This is a genomic window from uncultured Shewanella sp. (genome assembly GCF_947501665.1).
In the GTDB taxonomy this organism is placed as follows: Bacteria; Pseudomonadota; Gammaproteobacteria; order Enterobacterales; family Shewanellaceae; genus Shewanella.
The window spans coordinates 13,482-34,673 of record NZ_CANMWS010000044.1; the positions used below are offsets into that span (position 1 = coordinate 13,482).

The 21,192-nt window shown below is 38.2% G+C and carries 17 protein-coding genes and 1 pseudogene; 15 read left to right on the forward strand and 3 right to left on the reverse strand.

The features are described from left to right. The first annotated feature begins 293 nt into the window (after positions 1-293). Positions 294-2,549, forward strand: coding sequence for a hypothetical protein (locus Q0976_RS22785; RefSeq protein WP_299496886.1), 2,256 nt, complete (start codon positions 294-296; stop codon positions 2,547-2,549). Positions 2,550-2,974: 425 nt separating this feature from the next. On the opposite strand, the pseudogene arsH reads toward Q0976_RS22785, so the two are convergent. Continuing rightward, positions 2,975-3,649: pseudogene (gene arsH / locus Q0976_RS22790) on the reverse strand (arsenical resistance protein ArsH); the annotation flags it as partial. 475 nt (positions 3,650-4,124) lie between these two features. Here arsH and Q0976_RS22795 point away from each other — a divergent pair. From Q0976_RS22795 to Q0976_RS22815, 5 genes are all read left to right on the forward strand, one after another. After that, positions 4,125-4,340 (forward strand): NAD(P)-binding domain-containing protein, encoded by a 216-nt coding sequence (locus tag Q0976_RS22795; protein WP_299496888.1) that lies wholly within the window; start codon positions 4,125-4,127, stop codon positions 4,338-4,340. Next, positions 4,340-4,876, forward strand: a complete 537-nt coding sequence (locus Q0976_RS22800) for a SidA/IucD/PvdA family monooxygenase (protein WP_299496889.1) — start codon at positions 4,340-4,342, stop codon at positions 4,874-4,876. Before Q0976_RS22795 ends, Q0976_RS22800 begins: the two co-directional genes overlap by 1 nt. Continuing rightward, positions 4,869-6,131, forward strand: coding sequence for an MFS transporter (locus Q0976_RS22805; RefSeq protein ID WP_299496891.1), 1,263 nt, complete (start codon positions 4,869-4,871; stop codon positions 6,129-6,131). The genes Q0976_RS22800 and Q0976_RS22805 overlap by 8 nt, the downstream gene beginning before the upstream one ends. A gap of 14 nt (positions 6,132-6,145) precedes the next feature. After that, on the forward strand, positions 6,146-6,739 hold the full coding sequence (sigZ, locus tag Q0976_RS22810; RefSeq protein ID WP_299496893.1) for an RNA polymerase sigma factor SigZ: 594 nt from the start codon (positions 6,146-6,148) through the stop codon (positions 6,737-6,739). A gap of 452 nt (positions 6,740-7,191) precedes the next feature. Beyond that, a complete protein-coding gene (locus tag Q0976_RS22815) occupies positions 7,192-7,560 on the forward strand; it encodes a DUF427 domain-containing protein (protein ID WP_299496895.1) in 369 nt (122 codons plus the stop codon). Between the two features lie 41 nt (positions 7,561-7,601). On the opposite strand, the gene Q0976_RS22820 is transcribed toward Q0976_RS22815, so the two are convergent. After that, a complete protein-coding gene (locus Q0976_RS22820) occupies positions 7,602-9,098 on the reverse strand; it encodes an alkaline phosphatase family protein (protein WP_299496897.1) in 1,497 nt (498 codons plus the stop codon). Positions 9,099-9,392: 294 nt separating this feature from the next. On the opposite strand from Q0976_RS22820, the gene Q0976_RS22825 reads away from it, so the two are divergent. Next, positions 9,393-10,013 carry a pentapeptide repeat-containing protein gene (locus Q0976_RS22825; protein WP_299496899.1) on the forward strand — a complete coding sequence of 207 codons (621 nt, stop codon included), beginning with the start codon at positions 9,393-9,395 and terminating at the stop codon, positions 10,011-10,013. 121 nt (positions 10,014-10,134) lie between these two features. On the opposite strand, the gene Q0976_RS22830 is transcribed toward Q0976_RS22825, so the two are convergent. Then, entirely contained in the window at positions 10,135-10,407 is a 273-nt protein-coding gene (locus Q0976_RS22830) for a SelT/SelW/SelH family protein (RefSeq protein ID WP_299496902.1), read from the reverse strand. Between the two features lie 311 nt (positions 10,408-10,718). On the opposite strand from Q0976_RS22830, the gene Q0976_RS22835 reads away from it, so the two are divergent. From Q0976_RS22835 to Q0976_RS22870, 8 genes are all read left to right on the forward strand, one after another. Next, positions 10,719-12,452 (forward strand): ABC transporter transmembrane domain-containing protein, encoded by a 1,734-nt coding sequence (locus tag Q0976_RS22835; protein WP_299496922.1) that lies wholly within the window; start codon positions 10,719-10,721, stop codon positions 12,450-12,452. 169 nt (positions 12,453-12,621) lie between these two features. Next, positions 12,622-13,086 carry a hypothetical protein gene (locus Q0976_RS22840; protein WP_299496904.1) on the forward strand — a complete coding sequence of 155 codons (465 nt, stop codon included), beginning with the start codon at positions 12,622-12,624 and terminating at the stop codon, positions 13,084-13,086. A gap of 128 nt (positions 13,087-13,214) precedes the next feature. Beyond that, positions 13,215-13,526 (forward strand): YciI family protein, encoded by a 312-nt coding sequence (locus Q0976_RS22845; RefSeq protein ID WP_299496907.1) that lies wholly within the window; start codon positions 13,215-13,217, stop codon positions 13,524-13,526. A gap of 216 nt (positions 13,527-13,742) precedes the next feature. After that, positions 13,743-15,200, forward strand: coding sequence for a hypothetical protein (locus Q0976_RS22850; protein ID WP_299496909.1), 1,458 nt, complete (start codon positions 13,743-13,745; stop codon positions 15,198-15,200). A gap of 548 nt (positions 15,201-15,748) precedes the next feature. Continuing rightward, on the forward strand, positions 15,749-16,435 hold the full coding sequence (locus Q0976_RS22855) for a hypothetical protein (protein WP_299496911.1): 687 nt from the start codon (positions 15,749-15,751) through the stop codon (positions 16,433-16,435). A gap of 33 nt (positions 16,436-16,468) precedes the next feature. After that, positions 16,469-17,140, forward strand: a complete 672-nt coding sequence (locus Q0976_RS22860) for a hypothetical protein (RefSeq protein WP_299496913.1) — start codon at positions 16,469-16,471, stop codon at positions 17,138-17,140. Positions 17,141-17,189: 49 nt separating this feature from the next. After that, positions 17,190-17,822 carry a hypothetical protein gene (locus Q0976_RS22865; RefSeq protein WP_299496915.1) on the forward strand — a complete coding sequence of 211 codons (633 nt, stop codon included), beginning with the start codon at positions 17,190-17,192 and terminating at the stop codon, positions 17,820-17,822. A 58-nt stretch (positions 17,823-17,880) separates the two neighbouring features. Beyond that, positions 17,881-21,192: DUF2169 domain-containing protein (locus Q0976_RS22870; protein ID WP_299496918.1), on the forward strand; the 3,312-nt coding region annotated here is incomplete at its 3' end.

The following is a 21,192-nucleotide window of genomic DNA, read 5'->3' on the forward strand; positions in this document are numbered from 1 at the left end:
TGCTGATATCGCTTTATAAGAAAAAAGAGACGGGCTTAACAAATTTAGATTTGCGTCTCTAATGCCTAATCTTGAATAAATCGGCGAACCAACACACCTAATAAAAAATAAACACCCAAATTATAATCAGTTGTGCTTCTGGTCTTGATTAGCTTTTAATTGGCTTTTCTCAACTAGAAGGGAAACATGTATCTATTTTAATGTCTGATGTCACCATTTGAGGCTAAAATTAACGGAGCAATGAATAATGAATGCGGTTGACGATGGACTTGTTCATTAAAGGATTAATGATCATGAATACTCCCAATTTAACATTTCTCGCTTTAGCCTTCTCAACACTCGTCACTACTCTGGTTACAACTGCACTGACATCAAGTGCGTTTGCTGAGCGAGGACCGATCCCTAATATTAACAGTGATTCTACATTTATTGTTTATTACGGGAATGATTTTTATACCAATACTCAAGCCAGTGCAGATAATTGGATCATGAACCAATCTGTCATTAATACCTTGTCTGACTTTGATGTGGTCGTGGTGCAACCAAACCAATGGACGTTTACCCCTGAAATTGTTCAGGCTTTAAAAGAGGGTGGTGTAGAGAGGGTATTGGGGTACATCAGTATTGGTGAAGACTATGTCAATCAATCTCTAGAGTCCGCGTTAGGCAACGGCACTGGCATGAGGACATACGATCCATCCTTCAATCAACTTGTCACGACACCCGCTACGACGCTACAGAGTTTTTATATGGATGTAGACACACAAACAGTGACTTATCACTCAAACGGTGATGTTGACACTGTGACAACCGCTGCTCGCTTAACCCCCGACGGTTTACCGGACTTAAACCCTCACTTTCATGGTTTTATGGTGTATCCCGATGCGAATTGGCGCTGGGTATTAGATAATATGAGGATCGGCACGGCCAATGTGGCTGGCCGTCAATACAAGGCGGGCTTAGCGCAATTAGCAGGGAGTAGAGATCAGTCCAACCTTCGTGATCGGTCAACTAACTTCGGTTTTGACGGGTTCTTTTTAGATACGATTGATACCGCAGGGCCTTATGATAATGCTGGCTGGTACCCTTGGACTGCTCAGGCCATGCAACAAACGGTTAAATTCATTAGCGATCAATACCCTAATAAACTTGTGATGGCCAATCGTGGTGCCTTTTATTTTTCACCCGGGCTTAAAAGCCCTATCACGAACGAGTACGCAATTGACTACAGTATTCGACCTTACATAAATGCATTTTTGTTTGAGAGCTTTCGTTATGACAGCGATCCCTCAACGGATGGAGTAAATGGTGTGTCTGAGTACTATAATGAGAATCGTTTTAACAGCGCGCCCAAAGTCATTGCTGAATCGAATCGAGAAGATGGCTTCACTGTATTCGGTTTAGATTATCAAAGTGGTCGTCAACATGTTGAATTAGATAGTTTTGAGATTGCTGTAAGAGAAATGGGCTGGGTTAACTATTTAGCACCAGACGGTGATTTAGCCACTCATAGTGTGGCAATGGCGGAGCTGTTACCAGACAGCCACAACGATAGCACACCACCGACTTGGGATAATACGGGTCATCAATTATATAACACGCCAAATACTAACATGAGAATAGGCGCTCAATCGGTAAAAGAGGGCGCGACACCAACAGATTTGGTTATTACCTGGGATAGCGCCATCGATCAATCTTATCCCATTCATTACGACATTTCGGTTGAAAACCTCTCAACAGGCAGTATCACTGTGCATGATGATGTTGCCTTCACCACCAATCCTGCATGGTTACATAATCCAATCGAGCATAGTGCCAACCAAGCCGTGATTTCCGGTTTGACCATGGGGGATGATTTTCGTGTCAAAGTCTATGCAGAAGATGCCAAAGGGAATCGAAATGAAGAGGATCCAGGATTGACCTATTCACTTGCGACGCCAATGTCAAACCCTATCCTTAAATCCTTAATTACCTTAGATGGTTTATTAGGCGATTGGTCGACGATTGCAGCCTATCCAGTGGATCCTGACGATATCGTTGAAGTCAGCGCTGCGGATCATATTAGTGGTCAAGGCAATCAAGCCAATTGGAGAGGTATTAAAGTGGCTCATACGACCGATACCAATGAATTACTGATGGCCTATACCAATGAAACCAACATATACATAAGTTGGGGTTTTCAAGTCTTTATCGATAGTGACGATGATCCAACAACAGGATTTCAAGGCAGCTTTGCGGGTATTAATACCTTTCCCATTGGCGCCGACTATTTAATTGAAGGGGTCAATGTTTACCAATATTCAGGTGCTGGGAGCGATTGGCAATGGATAGTTTCCCCTAATAGTGGCGGTTACGAAATGGGTAGGATTTGGAGCGGCCAGACGGGGGAGGTGTTTTTACCACTGCATTGGATCGGCAGCCCAACTCATGGGATGAATTTTATTGTGTTTGGTAATAACGATTTTTATGTGGATGGTTCAACTCCCATCGAATTTGACTGGTATCCAGATAACGCGACATCGGGTGGGTATTTTCGGTATCAGTTTTGATTAGGCCTTGGTGATCTTTCGTGAGTCTTTAAGACCTTATAGGTTGTTAGCAGTGGTGATCTAATGCACCGCACTAAATAGCGAGGATGTGTATGAGTGCCGTTGCCACATAGAGTATTAATGTGACAACGTCTTCACAAATCACTACCTACATTCTGTTTGGTCAATGTGACTCACTAGGAAATTGTTGTTTATCACGCTATTACTTGCACTGTATTCATCGTCTACCGACACTTTATTGATAGGGATATTGTTGATAGTAAAATCATTTTTTTCATTGTCATTTTTAATCCATTAATGTTTGGTTTTCATACGTTAAATATATTGTTATATAATCCTCAGCACTGCATTTATTGACCTATTACTTATTGATAATAAATAAAGAGCGCGGTATAAAAGCAGTGCGCTATTGTATGACCTAATCTCTAGATCACTGCTTTTTCGCCTACCGCTTGGTTTAAGATCTGAGTGGCTTCTTGGGGCTCAATGGCACTGGCTTTAGCTTGTTTTCGCTCACTGTAACGATCCACTAAAAAGTCGCTATGCTCTCGAGTTAAATGGGTAAAACGCATGAGCTCTTCCATTACATCAACAATGCGATCGCGAAAAGGGGAGGCTTTCATGCGGCCGTCATCATGGAACTCTTGGTAGGCTTTAGCAATGGATGACTGATTGGGGATGGTGAGCATGCGCATCCAACGACCTAAAATTCGCATATTATTGACCGCATTAAAGCTTTGGGAGCCCCCTGAGACTTGCATGACCGCCAAGGTTTTGCCTTGGGTAGGCCTGACAGCACCAAATGATAATGGGATCCAGTCAATTTGCGTTTTCAGTAAACCTGACATATTGCCGTGTATTTCTGGAGATGACCAGACTTGGGCTTCAGACCACATGACGAGATCTCGCAGTTCCTGAACTTTTGAGTCCATGACAGAATCACCACCGTCAAAAAGTGGTAAGCCTTTTGGGTCGAAAAAGCGAACTTCGGCGCCCATGGCCGTTAAAATACGGCTGGATTCTTCAGCGGCTAGACGGCTAAAAGAGCGCTGACGTAATGAGCCATATAAGATCAAGACTCTGGGTTGGTGAGATTGAGGCTTATTAATGGTGGAGGTGGGAAAATCAGCCATATTGTTCCCGGTATTGACTTCATTGAGTGAGGTCGTTGTAGGCAAAGTCACTTTAAAGTCTTGTTCGGCTAAATAGTCATCTTTTATATTGGCATCGATTTTGTGTATATATTTCATGTTGTTTTATCTCTTATAACCTAATTTGTCTATTAAGACGTAGCTTGTTTGAAAAAGACGAAATAAAAAATATGAGTGATGATCCTGATAGTGTTTTTGGGCCTCTATTTTGTTTTTGAGAATATTTTTAGTCTTATCATCGTCTTTTGGTTTTTGCCTTCGTCTTAGTGATTATCCAAATTGAAAATACGCTTAATACTTTTAGGAATGTGTTTCAACCTAGGCTTATCCACTTTGATATACAGCTTTTTTAACTGCTGATGGAATTGGTATGAGTACGGACAATTTCAAAGAAATGAGTGAAAACAGGAAAAGGTGAATATCGATGTTAAATGCAAGTATCAAAACGCCAGGCTCTATCATTATTATTGGTGCGGGTCCTATTGGTATTGCGGCAGCCGCACAGGCTTTGAGTCGTGGGTTGACGCCATTAGTGTTAGAAAAAGGCACTACAGTTGGCACAGCAATGCTTAAATGGGGACACGTCAAGGTATTTACGCCTTGGCAATATATCGTCGATAACAGGTTAGTGCCTTATTAATGAAAGGTGGCTGGCAACACTCGAATCAAGATGTACTGCCAACGGGTAAAGAGATTGTTGAGCAGTATTTACAGCCTGCGGCAAATACGCCTGAGTTGATCGATGTTATCCATTATGGGGCAGAAGTGATAGGGGTAACTAAAACCGATTTGAGTAAGTCAGCGTCAAAAAATAGAGACAAATCGGGGTATACGGTCCATGTTAACATGGCTGACGGCACTGCTTTGCAACTTGAGGCGCAAGCTGTGTTGGATGCATCGGGAACAGGATCTCACCCGAACCCCATCGGGCTTGATGGATTACCTGTTGCTGGCGAGAGAGAGAATCAAGATATGATCCACTATGGTATACCAGATGTGCTGAACACCGAACGTCTGAATTATCAAAATAAGAAAGTATTAGTTCTAGGTGCAGGGCATTCTGCCATGAATGTTGTATTGGATTTATTAAACTTACCTGTTAGTGGTAGTAGGGCAATCTATTGGGGACTGCGTCACGATAATATTGAGAAGCTCGTGGGAGAATGGATTGAGTAGTCTCGCCTCTGTTCCAAAGGCGCCGACTAAGCTGTCTATTGTCGAATTGGGCATTGCTCAAATTTGTTCTTGGGGAAGCTTATATTATAGCTTTCCTCAAGTTGCCCAAGCGGTAATGCAAGAGTTTTCATGGAGTCAGTCGCAAGTGTATGGTGCATTAACCCTTGGATTATTAGTGTCCTCATTTGCAGGTTTACCCATAGGACGGGCTATTGACAAAGGCTGGGGCCGTTTAGTCATGATGTTGGGCTCCTTGTTAGCAGGTGTACTATTACTGATGGGCTCACAGCTTGATTCTCTTTTTGGGTTTTATCTTGTGTTTGTTGGCGTAGGGGCTTTACAAAGTGCGACTTTATATGACGCCGCTTTCTCGGTTATTGCCTCAAGTCACAATAAAGCAGACACTAAACAGTTGATCACACAATTAACTCTCTGGGCCGGCTTTGCCAGTACGGTGTTTATTCCCCTTATTGAAGTGATTTTAAAATACAGTGATTGGCGTAGTGTGCTGCAATTTTTAGGGGTGATAAATATCCTTGTGTGTACCCGTTTATATGCGCGCCTACCTCAGCAAGTATTAGTGAACTTAAGTGCTTCAACGGCTTTGAGTGACAATTTGGTGAGTCAGAATACTCACTTAACCGTCACAGTGGAGCATGAAAGTGTAAAGTGGGCCTTAAAGCAACCTATTTTTTGGTTATTATTAGCCGCTTTTAGTTTTTTTGCCGCGGTGACGACGGCCTTTAAATTTCATTTTTATCCATTATTACTGGAAAAGGGGCTTAACATCCATGATGTGGTTATATTATTAGCGATTCTTGGTCCAGCTCAAGTGTTTGCCAGATTGCTGTTAAAGTGGTTTGGTGAACAAATATCTGTCCTATCTTTAGGTTATATATCTGCCCTCGTATTGTTCGTTTTCTTTGTTGTTTTGGCATTTTTACCGACGCACTTTTTGCTACTATTACCCTTTATTATATTATTTGGCGCCGCGACAGGAACGATGACAATTATTAAGGGAGTTGCGGTGTCTGAATTATTATCACAACGTCATTATGGGGTGATTAATGGGGCGATGAATGTGCCGATCAAAATCGTCACCGCTTTGTCGCCATTAGCAGCAGCGATGATTTGGTTGTTTGGGCAAAGTTATGGATATTTATTGCAGATATTGATTGTACTGTCACTACTGACTACAGTGTGTTTTGTTATGGTGATTAAGCGTTATTCAAAAGAGTGTCATTCACAAAAATAGAAGGGTAGATTAACGTGAAGTTAGAGAAAATATGGGATGAATATCGAACCAGTTTAAAAGCCTTTTTACATTCAAAGGTTTCCAATGAAGCGGATGTGGATGATTTATTGCAAGATATTTTAATTAAAACCCATCAGCATCTACATACCGTGCGCTCAGAGAAAGCAATTAAATCATGGCTGTTTCAAATTGCGAGCCATACTATCACAGACTATTATCGTCAAAATGGCAGGGTAAAGCATGTTGAGCTTAATGAATGGGTGTTCAATAACGAAAATGACGATGTCAGTCATCAACTTAATAATCAAAGGGATAAGGAAGACTCCAATGAGGTTATTAAGCAAGAATTAGCGCATTGTATTGAACCTTTTGTCCATGCATTATCAGAAGATAATAACTTGTTATTGACAGCCATTGAACTTGAAGGCATGTCACAAAAAGAGTATGCGGCGGCCAATAGCATTCCTTATTCTACCTTAAAATCGAGAGTAAAGAAGGCGCGGTCGCAGTTACGAAAAGTCTTTGATGATTGTTGCCATATGCAATTAGATACTCAAGGAAATTTAATGGATTACGATGTGAGAGAGAATAAAAAAAAGTCTTGTTGAATACTCTTTATTTCTTTGCTGAGAAAGCTCAACCTTTTAAAAAGCGAACCTAAGGTGATATTGAAATCAGCCTGCTGTCTTTGTAACAAAAACAATGGTAGTTAATTCGCTTGTTTTATGTCCCCTTTATAAAGGAATGGTATCTTGACTTTGTGAACTAATAGGTTCAGGATGGTTTTATTTTAAAGGGATCTTGACTCAATATGACTTGTTCGTTCTTGTGGAAAGTAAAGGTGTTTGAAAATAAAGTATTATTTGTTTTTTAACGGGCGGAAATGACGGGATAAAGGAAGCGATTTTACATTGATTTACTTAGGTTAGTATGACTTCAATGAATTCTATTTTAAATTATTTTGCTTTAGAAAGTGTATTTGGGGTGATTTTAGAGGAAGTGAAAGAGCTGCAGTCGTTTTAAATTTATGTTTGAATTTTACTGATAGAGGAAATAGAGAATGAGTGAGTTAACCCAGCACTATGCAGATATAAAACCCTCCAGTCAGCATGTTCAATTTATGTTAGATGGTGTCATCGTTGCTAATAGTCATCAAGCATTAATCTTAAAAGAGGTATCGCCTAAGGGCGAGTTTCCCCCTGTATGGTATATTCCAGTGGGTGATATTATTGGCACGTATTTAGATAAAACCAATTTGCATACCTTTTGCCCTATTAAAGGGGAGGCGAGTTATTACAGCATGAATGTGAATGGTACAGTATATGACAATATCGTTTGGTATTATTCTGATCCGTTACCCCCTGTAGCAGCAATAAAGGGTTATGTTTCTTTTGATCTTAGCCGTGTTTCACACTCAATAATATCGTAAAATGTAGCTATGGTCTGTGTTATGTTTTTTGGCTGTGGATCTTAAAAACTTGCTTTTAAATCGTAGAAAAGCGGATAGCCAAAATCAAATTCATAAGATGTTCTTCGTGCACGAAATGCATAAGTTGGAATGGCATTCATGTTGTTGATGCCATTCCATACGCTAACATCCATTATGGCGCCAGAGCCTTTGTCTGTCCATATTTTGTGAAATGCCCCTACAGTGATTAAGGTATGATTGATGCAGCGAAAATTGGGCATAATAGGCTCAGGAATGTCATAGGGTGTTAGACTATTACCTTCATAGCCAATAGTTGCAAGATCACTAATACATGTAAAGCCCGATGGGGCAATAGGGCGCCAATACACCACATCTTGAGTACCACCAGAACGTTTATCATAGCTAATAAATTCATATCCTATGGGTTTGGCTAATACACTTGGATCATCTTTCATAAAAATAATACTGGCAACAGAGGGAATAGTATTACCAGCAACAGCGAGTTGAGAGAGATAATAATGTTGCTCATTGATATTCGGAGCCCAAATACTGATATCGTTTTCAACCCCGGTACCAGCAGAATGGTATACCTGAGTATATTCTTGGCTTGTACTGTATTGTGTTGAACTTAAAGATGAAGTAATTGTATTATACTGTGTATTTTTGGCTGCCTGTTTAAATACCGAGTCGATAGGATGTGATACCCAAGTGCTAGGCTGAGGGATATTTAATATGCTGGCTACCATGGCGGATAAATCCCATATTCGAACGGTGTCGGTGATGACATATTTTTGCTTGATATTTGGCCCTACAATGTAAAACGGAATGGCGCGTGAGACGCCATTATCCCAAGACTGATGGGTCTCCTTATAGCCACCATGATCGGATATAATCATGACGGTTACTTCGTCTGTGTCATTGCACTCGTCAATAGCATTAAGCAATTCACCGATTTGGCTGTCTGCTTTTGTTACGGCATTAAGATACGCAATACTGCCCCAACCCTCACTGTGTCCCGCTTGATCGACATAATCTAAGTGTAAAAAAAGTAAGTCTGGCAGGCAGGTTTCACTTTGCATTAATGCTATTGTTTGGGGAATGGCCATTGCTTCTTCGACTTTTTCATTAATTTGAAAAGCATCGCTAGCTTTAAGCAGTGATTGAAACCCTCCCCATTCATACAGTGTCCACATTTGACCTTGAGGGTACTGTGTCCGATAGGCTGAGAATAGCGTTTCAATTTGATTTTTATACAGGTTGGTATTTGATGTGACTTTGTTTTTACTTGGGTATGAACCTGAGATCATTGCCGTCCAGTTGGGGCCACTAATGACGGGTAAAACATTCTGCATTGATAGCGTATGAGCCCCGTTATTTGCCATTTTATCCAACGTAGGAGTGGGTGTCTGTCTGATATAGTGACCCCCTAATCCATCAACGCCTATCACAACGACTTTATTGCGCGCCTGAGTGGTGAGACTTATCAAAGGGAGCGTGAATATCACGAACAAGGGAAGGGTTAAGATGGTTTTTTTCATATTTATCCTTAACGCAATACCTTAGCTGAGTACGGTTGAGAGCGAACACGCTATTTTTCAATAACCTGACATACCATGATAGTCAGGGCGTATCAGGTTTATTCTAATGAGAATAATGACAGTCTGATATTGACTGAATGGATAATTTTGTCTTTTTCGATGACGTTTATTTTTCAAGTATTGGCGTTAACAATGATGAAAGATTGTCACTTGTATTAATCATTGTTATTTTATACCGTTATTTTTGAGTGCATGATGAAGCGCCTAATATTAAGTCATAATATGAGGAATAGAATGATTGAGTCTGATAACGTTGCGAGGGAATGGTGTAACAATGATGAATATTTTGACTGTATTTTTAATCATATCAATGTGAGTCAGCGGCACTTTTCAGGCATACAGTTTGAGAATTGTACCTTTAATGATTGTGACTTGAGTGAGGCCATTTTTAAAGATTGCAAATTTATTCATTGCAATTTTAATCGGTGTCATATGAGTGTCATAAAATGGCTTTATACTGAATTATTTGATGTGAATTTTATTGAATGCAAGTTGATAGGTGTAGACTGGACACAAGCCGATTGGCCGACATTTAGGTTGCATCCAGAACTTGTTTTTAAGCAATGTATGCTCAATGGGGCTTCATTTTTCGGATTAAAGTTGAATGAACTCACGCTTGAATCTTGTCAGCTCCATGATGTGGATTTTAGAGAAGGGGACTTTAAGCATTCAACAATTCGGGAGTGTGATTTATTCCAGAGTCAATTTATGCGAACGCAGTTACAATCGGTGGATTTTACTGATTCGGTGCATATTGAAATTGATATTTTGAATAACTCGCTTGCAAAGGCAACGTTCTCAAGGCTTGAGGCGCTGAATTTATTACTGGGTTTGGATATTACCTTGGTGGATTGAGTTTCTCGGTTGCTTGTATCGATATAATCCGATGAATTCATATTTAGGACTGCTTTTGAGCAAGCGCTTTATTGTGTTATGACGCCTGCACCTTGAAGTCCTATCAGGAGTAAAGCATCTGTTAACTATCGATGTGGCCCATGTCTCTTTGTGGATCCAGTTGATCGCGCACACGACGTTTTAATATTTTTGCTTCTGGAAAGCCGCCATCTTGTTCTCGGCACCATATTAGGGTGTTGTTATAGTAAATTTTAAAGGTACCTTTCGTTGCAGGTGCCAAGGATACCTCTTCTAGCTCATCGCTAAAGGTGGATAATAGCTCTTGAGCGAGCCAACCGCTTCTTAATAACCATTGACATAATACACAGTAGTGGATAGTGATTTTAGGCTTCATGGGACAATCCTTTTATTGTCGATGTACATTTTGTGCCGTATGTAATGGTAATATTATACCGTAGTTCTTCTTTATGTAAGCAGGCTATTTTCTTGTATTATTTATGTTTTCGACCTTGAATTAAGCCTAACGAATGACCATGTCTTTTATATCTTTGTTAAAAGGTTGGATTCATCTTGGATAATCATCATAAAGCGGTAGATGGACAGCGCGTGATTGCGCCTAATGTCACTGAAAAAGATAATAATGATCAGAGTGGTAGCCATCAATCTAGCGTAAATACGAACGACGCTAAAAAAACCAAAGCCTTTATCAGCTTGTTACCCATTTTTGCGTTTGTTCGTCCTTATAAATGGATGGCATTGAGCGCCTTATTGGCTTTATTACTCACTGCTGCAATAAGCTTGTCTTTAGGGCAAGGGGTTAAACTTATTGTGGATAATGGCTTTATTGCAGGCTCTAAGGCACAACTTAGCCAAGCGCTTTTTATCTTAATGGGTATGATCAGTCTATTGGCAGTAGGCACGTTTACGCGTTTTTATTTGATGTCTTGGTTAGGTGAACGGGTGAGCGGTGATATACGCAAGGCGGTCTTTAATCAAATCGTGATGTTACATCCCAGCTATTTCGAAGAAAACCGCAGTGGTGAAATGATGTCTCGTCTAACCACTGACACAGTATTACTGCAATCGATTATAGGTTCTTCTTTTTCAATGGCGTTACGCAGTGTGTTTATGTTAGTGGGCGGGCTTACGATGCTGCTTATTACCAGTTTTAAGTTGACTTTTATTGTCGTGATTTGTGTACCACTGATCTTAGTGCCTATGATGATTTTTGGTCGTAAGGTGCGGACATTAGCAGCGAGCAGTCAAGATGCGATTGCCGATATTGGCACATATGCCGGTGAGATGATTCAAAACATTAAAGTCGTGCAAGGCTATACCCATGAACGTCTTGAACAATTGGCATTTGCCCAAGAAGTTGAAAAAGCGTTTGAGATAGCTAAGCGTCGAGTTAGGCAGCGATCTTTATTGATTGCAGCTGTGATTTTTTTAACCTTTTCGGCAATTAGCATGATGCTTTGGGTTGGAGGAATGGATGTGCTATCAGGTAGGATGACCGGTGGGGAACTCGGTGCTTTTATTTTCTATGCCATCATGGTGGCTATGTCGGTTGCCACCATTAGTGAAGTGTATGGTGAATTACAGAGAGCGGCGGGTTCAGCCACTCGTTTATTGGATTTGTTAAAAGTGAGTAGTCATATTCAAGAGCCTGACAATCCTGTGACGATAGAATTGCAGCATGACATCGTGCTGGAATGTAAAAATGGAGATTTTTTCTATCCTTCGCAGCCTGATATTGCCGCGCTAAAAGCCATTAACTTACAAATACCTCGAGGCCAAGTCGTGGCATTTGTGGGGCGCTCTGGCGCGGGAAAAACCACATTATTTGAACTTTTTCAGCGTTTTTATGATCCGCAAAAGGGCCAAGTGATGTTTAATGACGTTGATGTTACTCAGCTCAAATTGACGGAATTAAGGCAAGCCATGGGCATGGTGCCACAGCAACCTGTGTTATTTAGCACTGATGTTTGGCATAACATACGTTATGGAAAACCCAATGCAACGGATGAAGAAGTCATTGCTGCGGCTAAAAAAGCCCATGCTCATGCATTTATTGAGCAATTGCCACAAGGGTATCAGAGCTATTTAGGTGAGCAAGGAGTGCGATTATCTGGGGGACAAAAACAGCGTATTGCGCTTGCCCGCGCAATTTTAAAAGACCCTCAAGTGCTTTTGCTTGACGAGGCCACGAGTGCATTAGATGCTGACAGTGAATATCATGTTCAAGCGGCATTAAAAACACTGATGCAAGATCGCACTACCCTTATTATTGCCCATCGGTTATCGACAGTAATGCATGCAGATTTGATTGTAGTGATGGATAAAGGGGAAATTATTGATACCGGCAGTCATCAATCGTTACTCAATAGTTCTGTTTTATATCAACGTTTATGTGAACTTCAATTTGAAATCTCTGCGTGAATCTTATCAATAATTTAATGTTTTGGGCTTTACAGCTGTAAATATTTACTTTGAGGATGGCTTATTTAGTCCTTTTGGGGACTGCCCTCTATTGATGATTATCGGTATGGTTGAATAAACGGCTCCCCTTGATGGGAGAAGTGACTATCAATCCATAAAAGGGCAATTCATGACACTGAGCAAAGGGTTTTTGTTCGCTTTGTTTTCACTATTAAGTTCGGCCGTCAATGCTAAGATGCACGGTGTAGAAGAGCGAATTACACAAGCGCTTGATTTATCGGGTCAATATGAATGTATCAGTGTTAATAATAAAGACATCAAAGAAATTCATACTAATAAACAGCTAACCATCTCTTTAACGTCTGGAGATGGCAGCCGATATCAAACTTATGATATCAATTGGGTTTATAGTCTCAATGGCCAAGAAATTAATGCTCAGGCAGTGGCTATTTTACAGCATGAGACCTTGTCTTTATCGTACAATTTACATTTTCCTAATAATAAAATGGTTAACGGTGTTGAAGTGCTTCGATTTAATCAACTCGACAATCGCTGGTTTTTATACGGTAAGTGGTTAAGAAATGATGCAAGTCATAATAGCGGCTCTATTAGCTGTGTGATGTTGACTGATTAGTGTGATGATCTTGTTTGAAAATAAAGTTGATATAGCTGAATCAATAGAGTGTAGAAGTCAGTTTGAAAGCCGAATACTTTTGTCATCTTAAGGCGGTTATGCCATGAAAAATAATAACGGGAGCGAGTATGTTTATCATTAAACTATCTTTTTCTTTTGAGCAAAATTTAGATCACAATGAGACAGAAAATAAAGCCAAAGCCTTTATGTCAGCGCACCTTGATTGGCTGCAACAAGGTTATGATAAAGGCGTTTTTTTGGTATCGGGCAGTTTACAACCCGAGCTGGGTGGCGGGATTATCGCACATAATATTACTCGTGAAGCATTAGAGACATTGCTTCAAGAGGATCCTTTTGTCACTGAGCAAATTGTGAAACCTGAGATCATAGAAATCGTCCCCTCAAAAGCCGATGACAGGTTAAAATTTTTGTTGGATTAGACGACATTTCTGAGCAGTACAGTAGAGACTGATTGCAAGGTAATTGATTGTATTAAGATGATTTATATTTTTACTCGTGCTCATTTATGGTGTTTGATACTCAATAAATAGAATAGTTCAAGTCAATGAACATATTATTATATTTGTTATCATATTGAATTTCGTCTGTTTTAGATATTTTTGGGGTTGGGGTTGGGGTTGGGGTTGGGGTGAAGTATGCAATGGAAATATAACCAAGAGTTACCCTGCTTAGAACGGGATGCTGCGATTGCTTTGTTAAAAGATGGCCCAGATAAATGGAATGAATGGGTTGAAAAGAATCCTGAAGCGAATATTAATTTTTCGGGTGGGTGTATTGATAAGGGAGAAAGTGGAGCGATATCTTTTTCTGGCTTTCATTTTCCAAAAGGGCTTATTAACTTCGGCGGAGTGCATTTTAAAGGTCAAGATTTAAACTTTGACAAGGCGGTATTTAGTGGAGGGCAGTTAATATTTAATCGTGCTAATTTAGATTTTAAATCGGTTAATTTTGATGGTATTGATTTTGGTGGTACGAATGTGATGTTTGATGAAACGGTCTTTAACAGCCCTGATGGAGTGACGTTTAGCGGTTCAATATTTTCAGGTTATGTTTCATTTCACTCGGTTAAATTTGGTGTAGCTAATGGCAGTGTGGATTTCAGTCGTTGCCAATTCAAGGACATTAATTGCAATGTCTCTTTTCGTCATTCATCTTTTAAGTGTCGGCGTGTGAATTTCAATGAAACTGTGTTTGAAAACAATAACGTTGATTTTCATGCTACTCGTTTTGAGTTAACAGGAAATGATACATTTGAACTTAACGTTACTAAAGCACGTTTTAGTGATGCGGCCTTGAATTTTTCAAATGTTGAGTTTATTGCTGGTTGTTTCCATTTAGATTTTGATGGTTCTATTTTTAATGGCAGTGTTAACTTTCAAAAGATGAAAGGGACACGGCACATTGAAGTGTTTAACTTTAGGCATTGTACTTTTGAAAAATCTTTCAATATTGCTCACAATCATTTTAATTGTATCCCTGATCTGACCTATACCAAAATAGCCCACCATGTGTCTGTTGATGCAGTAACCATTAATGTAAAAAAACAATTGAATCAATTTGTTTGTAATGAAGTTGTCGATATCGGTGATATTGAACGTGTGCGCCGTTTGAAAAACTTAGCCGAAGAGTCAAAAGATCATCAAAGTATGATTGATTTTCATATTGAAGAGTTAAGAGCTAAGCGCTGGGTGTCCACAAAAGGTGTATTCCCTTTATTGCTCAGTTATCTCTATGATATTTTTGGCGGATTTGGACGAAGTTATAAAAAGCCCATTATTTGGTTATTGATGGTATGGGTTTCGTGTGCTGGCTATTATCATTACGCAAGTGATAATCCTTGTATTTATGGAAGCCTTATCAACGCGCCTTGTACCTTTGAAAGTTTTAGTAAAGCACTACAATATTCATTTACTCATTTAATGCCAGCTATTCCTGCATCAAAAGCGCTACGACAACAAAATACTGAATATTTGTTTGGCAAATCATCACCTGATGGGGTACTTATTTTGGCCGTATTTGAAACCATGATTGGCGCTTTATTATTATTTCTTTTCATTTTAGCCTTACGTAATCAATTTAAAGTCAAAGGATAATCATCCCGTCTATAAAGGTTTAATAGGTTGAATTTTAGACCTTGAAATTTATAATGCAGCACATCGATGCTACCGAATTTTAGCGTGTTAAAGTCATATGGATGTAAGTTTAAATGTAACTCATGTTGGCGCTAACACTTTATTTATTCTTTTTAATAAAAATATGATCTGCATGATTGATAAAATCATGAATATTTAAAGAGTTAAAATTTCATTTTCCAATATCCTATTAGCCCAATTTTATAATTTAAGGTTATCTGATTTGACACATGAACGGGTTTATTTGAAACATTAGTTTCCATAATATATCTATTGTATCTAGATATAGTGTTAATTGTTTTTATTTAGTTTCTAATATTAATTGTTAAACCATTGTTGTTTTAACCTTGATTAATTAATGTTTATCTTTTTTAATTTGATATCAATTAAGTGGCTATTTAACTGTGTTGGTTAGACTTTGGTCTAGTGCGTGGTATGTTAGTGATTAATCGGTTTTTAGTTTACTCATTAATCTTTATTATTGTACAGAACAATAAAAGGAGGGGGCTATGGCATCGAAAGGTTCTAAGACAACGAAAGATCCCAATAAAACTTCGCCTTTACGGTCGAACGGAGGGATGGGAGCTGAATCGAATACTAAGGTTGCGGGTATAAGAATATCGGCTCAAAATTATCTAGGAACAACCATTGGAATAAAGCACCTTCAATCACTCGGTGAGAACTTTTTTTTGATGACCGGTACAGAACTTAATTCATGTGTTGGTGCAATAAAAGCTAGCGTTAATTTATTAGTTAAGCAAACTGCATTAAAATTGAGTCATAAAGAATTAGGTTATTCAAAAACATTCTTTAATTTAAATGAGAATGCGTTTGATGTTATAAAGAACAAAGTATTAGCAGAGCATACTGAAGTTGCTTTAGCTGAAATTTCTGGAAAAATGGATGAGTATAGGCAAATAGCGAGTCATTATGATCAAACTGCCATGAAGGTTGAAAGTTCTGATTTCGATTTGTATATGGCTAATTTGGATTTAAGCCAGAAGAACTCTCAAATAAGAACTGTTAGCCTTTCTCACTTAAAAAATATATCTACTCGAGTGGCAAATACCGAAACGGCTGTTAATCAGAGTAAAATGATATCGGAAACGGCTCTTAATAATGCTCGTAAGATTGATAGTCAATTATCGAGTGGAAGCACACAAATTAAGACAAGTGGAATGATCTTTTATAATTAAAATATAAGTTATTTAACTTATTAAGGCATTATAATGGCAAAAGACAGCGATGGACATAAGTTACCAGCAGGCTATACCTCAGATACAAGCTGGGGCAGTTATAGTGGCAAAAGTAAAGCATTGGGAATGAAAGTTAGAACTAAAGCACTCTTTTCCATTACTCAAGGGGCTAAATGTACTTTAACATTTGGAGCCGATACAACGTTAGTGGCTGGAACGAAACTGCTTTGGAAGACATTGACATGGTCAAAACATGCTCATCTAGGCCTGCATTTCGCAATTAGGGCCTATGTATGTTCATATACAGCTGAAAAGAAGGTGACTAAATATAATAATAATCAATTGGCTTTAGATGAATTAGAAGTAAAAGCGGCTAAACAAATTTCAAACATTATGAGATTTGAATCTCTAGCTCAAAAACAAACAAATATAGCATCTAAATTAAGTGTTATTAATAATCGAGTTAATGCAAGTTCTGTTAAGTTGAATAAAGTTGAAGCATCTTTATCAAATATAGATAGCAGTATTGATACCACTTTAATTGATAAAAAAAAGATCAGAATAAAACTTAAAAATGTAACAAATCAATCTAGATTTGTGCAGCAAGATACAATTAATAGCGTTAATTCTTTACAAAGTACCGTTGCTGAAATGACAAATTCCTCAGCTGTTTGTGTCAATGAGTCAAAAATGATCATGCTTTAACAATATAAATAGATTTATAGATAATACTGAATAAAAATAAGGTGTTGATATGAGAAGAGTGAATAAAGAACGCTCAGCATTTAGATCCACTAAATTTCTTGGAACAAAAATATATGTCAATACTTGGTATAAATATACGCCTGGTATCGTGACATGGGTAACAATTGGCCATAATACATTAGGTAATTTTGGTAGTTTTACGGAAATAGTAATGCCTTCATCTGTATATTTAGATTTATGCGTAATGACCTCTTCATTAAATTGGAGAGTTGATAAGTATAATTTTACTCACGGTGAAGCATTTGGAAAGAGAATTAGTGCGGGTTTGAATAAATTTAATTCATCTTATCAAGAAAAACAAACAAAATTAAATATGATTAATGCATATGGTGCAAAAATAGAAGCTTTAAGTGAAAAATCAGAACTCGTTGGCACAGAGTCCAAAAAACTAGCGTTAGATGTTAATAAGATAAAGAAAAGATATAAGTCAACCAAATTTCACTTTAATCAAAAACAAACATATATCAAAAGTATCAATAACGCTATTAATAATATTGCAATGGATAATAGTACTATTTCGAATAATGTCAGTAAAACTAATACTATTATGTCTACTGCAGTAACGCGTCTTAATACAAATAAATTGGTTGTTAATGATGTGCAGTTAGTCTCTCATGTTTAATGTTGAAGTATTTTATTTTAATTATTTGATGTGACTTTTATAGGTGTATTAATTTTTTATGAAAGTGATTAAGAAAAATGATATTGCTTCATTATTTGTGCCTTACCAATTGCAGGGTAAGAATTATTTAAGTATCAGTATGATTTTAGGTTTTGATTTATTAAACCCAAGTCAATCAATGAGCGAACAAGCCCTATGGGATAAAGTGAATACCAGCTTAGAAGGCGGTTTTTTTGATGCGGGTATGCCAAAAATACAAGCTGAGTGGTTATTATCGGGAGCCTGTTTTAGTGGTGATAAGCCTCGAGAAAGAGTGCGTATATCGGTGAGTATCGCGGGAAATGAAAAACAATTAGATGTTTATGGTGATCGCTATTGGCAAATACAACAAGATAAATTAGTCCCTTCTTCCCCCCAAGCTTTTTTAAGGCAAGCTATTACTTGGGAAAAAGCTTGGGGAGGAGTGGATATTAATGAAAATAAAGTGGGATTAAACTTATATCAAGAAGGCTACCCTTTAGCGTGTGTTTTTTATTCTCACGATATTAAAAATGATGCTGCTGAAAAGGCGATATATCAGCCCGCCTGTTTGTTACCTTTAGCCATTGATCATCCAATGAGGCAAGCTTGTATGGGCACATATGATGATCTTTGGTTTCGTGAACGTTGGCCAAGCGTGCCTCAAGATTTTGATTGGCATTTCTTTAATCAAGCACCACTTGATCAGCGTGTTCAAGATGATTTTACCGGTGGTGAATCTTTTCATTTAGTCAATCTACATCCAGATATTGAAATGATTAAGGGGCAGTTACCTCATTATTCACCAAGAGTTTTTGTTCGCCAATTAACAGATTTAAAATATGTTGTCACTGCTGAACCTGCAAAGTTAAATGCCATTATTGTCAATGATGAAGACAATAGCGAGCAAAATACGTTTGAGGAAGAGATAGAATACTGTGTGTCAGAAATTACGTTACGTAATGATACGGTGTGGTTTTTTCCTGAACAAGAATTAGGATTGCGTATTTTTAGGGGCAATATTGAAATACAAGACGAAGAGGCATTAGATGTAGCAGATATTTTGTTATTAAAAGAAGATAAGGACAAGCCTAAGCAAACATTAATGTTTTATGCCGATTATATTAAACATTATAGTGCGGCTAAAGAAGCTGAGCCAGAAGCGATGACGGCGTTAAATAAACAAGCAGAACAAGCCAAAATTGAGTTGACGACTGCAAAAAAAACAATCTCTGATGTGCCTAAATATCTTTATTTTAAGCAGCAACAGTTTAATAATAAACTCCCCACCCCTTTACCCTCTGTTGCTGGGGGGGCGCAGCTTATGGAAGGGCATATTAATTCAAATTTGTCACAATTATCCGATTTAAAAAGTCATCTATTTTTACCAGATAAAATGAAGGGGTTACTGAATAAGTCAACGCAAGAATTAGAACTATTAAAGATTAATCTTGCTCAACAACAACAGCTTAAAATGAAGTTAGAGTATGATATTGCAACTGATCTGAAAAATATTAATATCGAAAAACCTAATTTTGAAGGTAAGCCTGAATATAATGTGGAAGTGCAGGCCGCTGAAAATAAGGTAAGATCATTTGCTGATAAGGTTGGTACCCCAAAGTCTAAAAATCCTTGGCATGACAAAGTGAGTCAATTGATTTCAGAAAGCTTTTTTTCACGTTTATTTACCAGTAAACGTGAAATGTTGCTTGCATATGGCTATCGAATCTTGACCATAAAGCAGCACTTTATTAGTTTTCTATATGAAAGTAGTCCTTTTTTTCCTCAAGAATGGGGATTATCACCAGATGATATTAGCGATGAGATATTTGAACGTTTACTGAAAGGCTGGATGGTTGTCGATTATAAAGAGAGCGTGTTTACTGGCCTGCAAATTAGAGAAGATTTATTTGATTTTGACGAGCACTTGATAGTGCCTGGAAGTCAATTTTTGCCTTGGCATAATGAGTTGCAATTAGGGTTACCACTTCTGATTTGTCGAGATAGGTGTATCGCTTGGTTATTTGAGCAAGATTTGAGTGAATGGGTAAATGTGATTGAGCTCCCCTCTGTTGATGCTGAATTATCTGATGAGATTAAACAGGCTATTGCACAAGCACCACAATGTTTCTTATTTCAGCAAGGTATAATGGAAGAAGAATTACCTCTCTGGAAAGAGGCATTTTTTGAGTTAGAGCCGATTAGTTTAGACAATAATATTCTTATACAAGATGCTTACAAGGAAGGTATCGATTTAACGGTTTGGTTGATGGACTACTTGCGTCCAGAAAAAGGGCAAACAACTGAAAACTTAAAGTTAACAGTAAATAAAAAGAAAGACAAGGCACTGTTTTCTGTGCCTAAATTTACTCAATCTGATGCGGAAAACAGTTTCAATCAACAGCAAACGAAGATGTACCAGCAATTGGGTTTGCCTGAAGGTAAACCATTAGTTGAGGCCATTGCAGCATTAGGAGAAATGAAAGCAACAGAGTTTAAAGCACAGTTACCTACTAGTGAAGCAAGAGAAGCATTTGATGCTGGTTTAAAGACATTGAGGAATCCTAATATTTCCCAGCAAGCGGGTAGCAAAGTCTTAGCTGATGCCTCAAGTAAGGCGTTATCAATGCTTGATAAAGATTTGGCTAACTTGGAACCTGTACAGAAAAAAATAATGGAAACTGAAATTGCTCGTTTGAAACCACAATTAAGTGATGCAATTTCTCAAATGCAAGCATTAGAAAGTAAAGTGCCAAAGGATAAGATAAAAGAAGGGGGGCAAATCACCGACTTTGAAACATTATCTAGAGGTCAAGTTTTGATCCTGAATGCACTTAATCACTCTTTGGCTAAGAAAGACCTCTCAGAATTGGACTTATCTGGAGTTGATTTATCTGGAGTTGATTTATCTGAATCAATTTTAAATGAAACTATTTTTACTGGCAGTGACTTAACGGGAGCTAAGTTGAATGCAGTTATAGCCACACAAGCTGTTTTTGATAAAGCAATACTGCATAAAGCAGAGCTTAAACAAGCAATAATGTGTGAAGTGAGTTTTAAACAAACTAACCTATCATTTGCTTGTTTAGACGAAGCTTCAGTGATTAAAGCCAACTTTTTAGAGGCTGATTTACAAGCTGTTAGTGCCGTTAAATTAATGGCAAATGAAGCGAACTTTTCTCAAGCAAACTTTCGCCATAGTCAACTTTTTCAAGCAAGTTTATTGAATACTTGTTTAGAGAATGCTTCTTTTGAGCAATGCGATGCAGTTCAAATAAAATGTTTTGAAGCCAGTGCACAAGGGAGTGTGTGGACGGGGGCTAAGCTGAATAAGGCGCTGTTTTGGTCTGCC

What these genes read in the sequence shown, in the direction of transcription:
- Q0976_RS22860 (WP_299496913.1), top strand. Translation starts at nt 16,469, where the DNA reads ATGGCAAAAGACAGCGATGGACATAAGTTACCAGCAGGCTATACCTCA.
- Q0976_RS22840 (WP_299496904.1), top strand. Translation starts at nt 12,622, where the DNA reads ATGACACTGAGCAAAGGGTTTTTGTTCGCTTTGTTTTCACTATTAAGT.
- Q0976_RS22815 (WP_299496895.1), top strand. Translation starts at nt 7,192, where the DNA reads ATGAGTGAGTTAACCCAGCACTATGCAGATATAAAACCCTCCAGTCAG.
- Q0976_RS22820 (WP_299496897.1), bottom strand. Translation starts at nt 9,098, where the DNA reads ATGAAAAAAACCATCTTAACCCTTCCCTTGTTCGTGATATTCACGCTC.
- Q0976_RS22785 (WP_299496886.1), top strand. Translation starts at nt 294, where the DNA reads ATGAATACTCCCAATTTAACATTTCTCGCTTTAGCCTTCTCAACACTC.
- Q0976_RS22850 (WP_299496909.1), top strand. Translation starts at nt 13,743, where the DNA reads ATGCAATGGAAATATAACCAAGAGTTACCCTGCTTAGAACGGGATGCT.
- Q0976_RS22855 (WP_299496911.1), top strand. Translation starts at nt 15,749, where the DNA reads ATGGCATCGAAAGGTTCTAAGACAACGAAAGATCCCAATAAAACTTCG.
- Q0976_RS22800 (WP_299496889.1), top strand. Translation starts at nt 4,340, where the DNA reads ATGAAAGGTGGCTGGCAACACTCGAATCAAGATGTACTGCCAACGGGT.
- Q0976_RS22845 (WP_299496907.1), top strand. Translation starts at nt 13,215, where the DNA reads ATGTTTATCATTAAACTATCTTTTTCTTTTGAGCAAAATTTAGATCAC.
- Q0976_RS22795 (WP_299496888.1), top strand. Translation starts at nt 4,125, where the DNA reads ATGTTAAATGCAAGTATCAAAACGCCAGGCTCTATCATTATTATTGGT.
- Q0976_RS22825 (WP_299496899.1), top strand. Translation starts at nt 9,393, where the DNA reads ATGATTGAGTCTGATAACGTTGCGAGGGAATGGTGTAACAATGATGAA.
- Q0976_RS22865 (WP_299496915.1), top strand. Translation starts at nt 17,190, where the DNA reads ATGAGAAGAGTGAATAAAGAACGCTCAGCATTTAGATCCACTAAATTT.
- Q0976_RS22830 (WP_299496902.1), bottom strand. Translation starts at nt 10,407, where the DNA reads ATGAAGCCTAAAATCACTATCCACTACTGTGTATTATGTCAATGGTTA.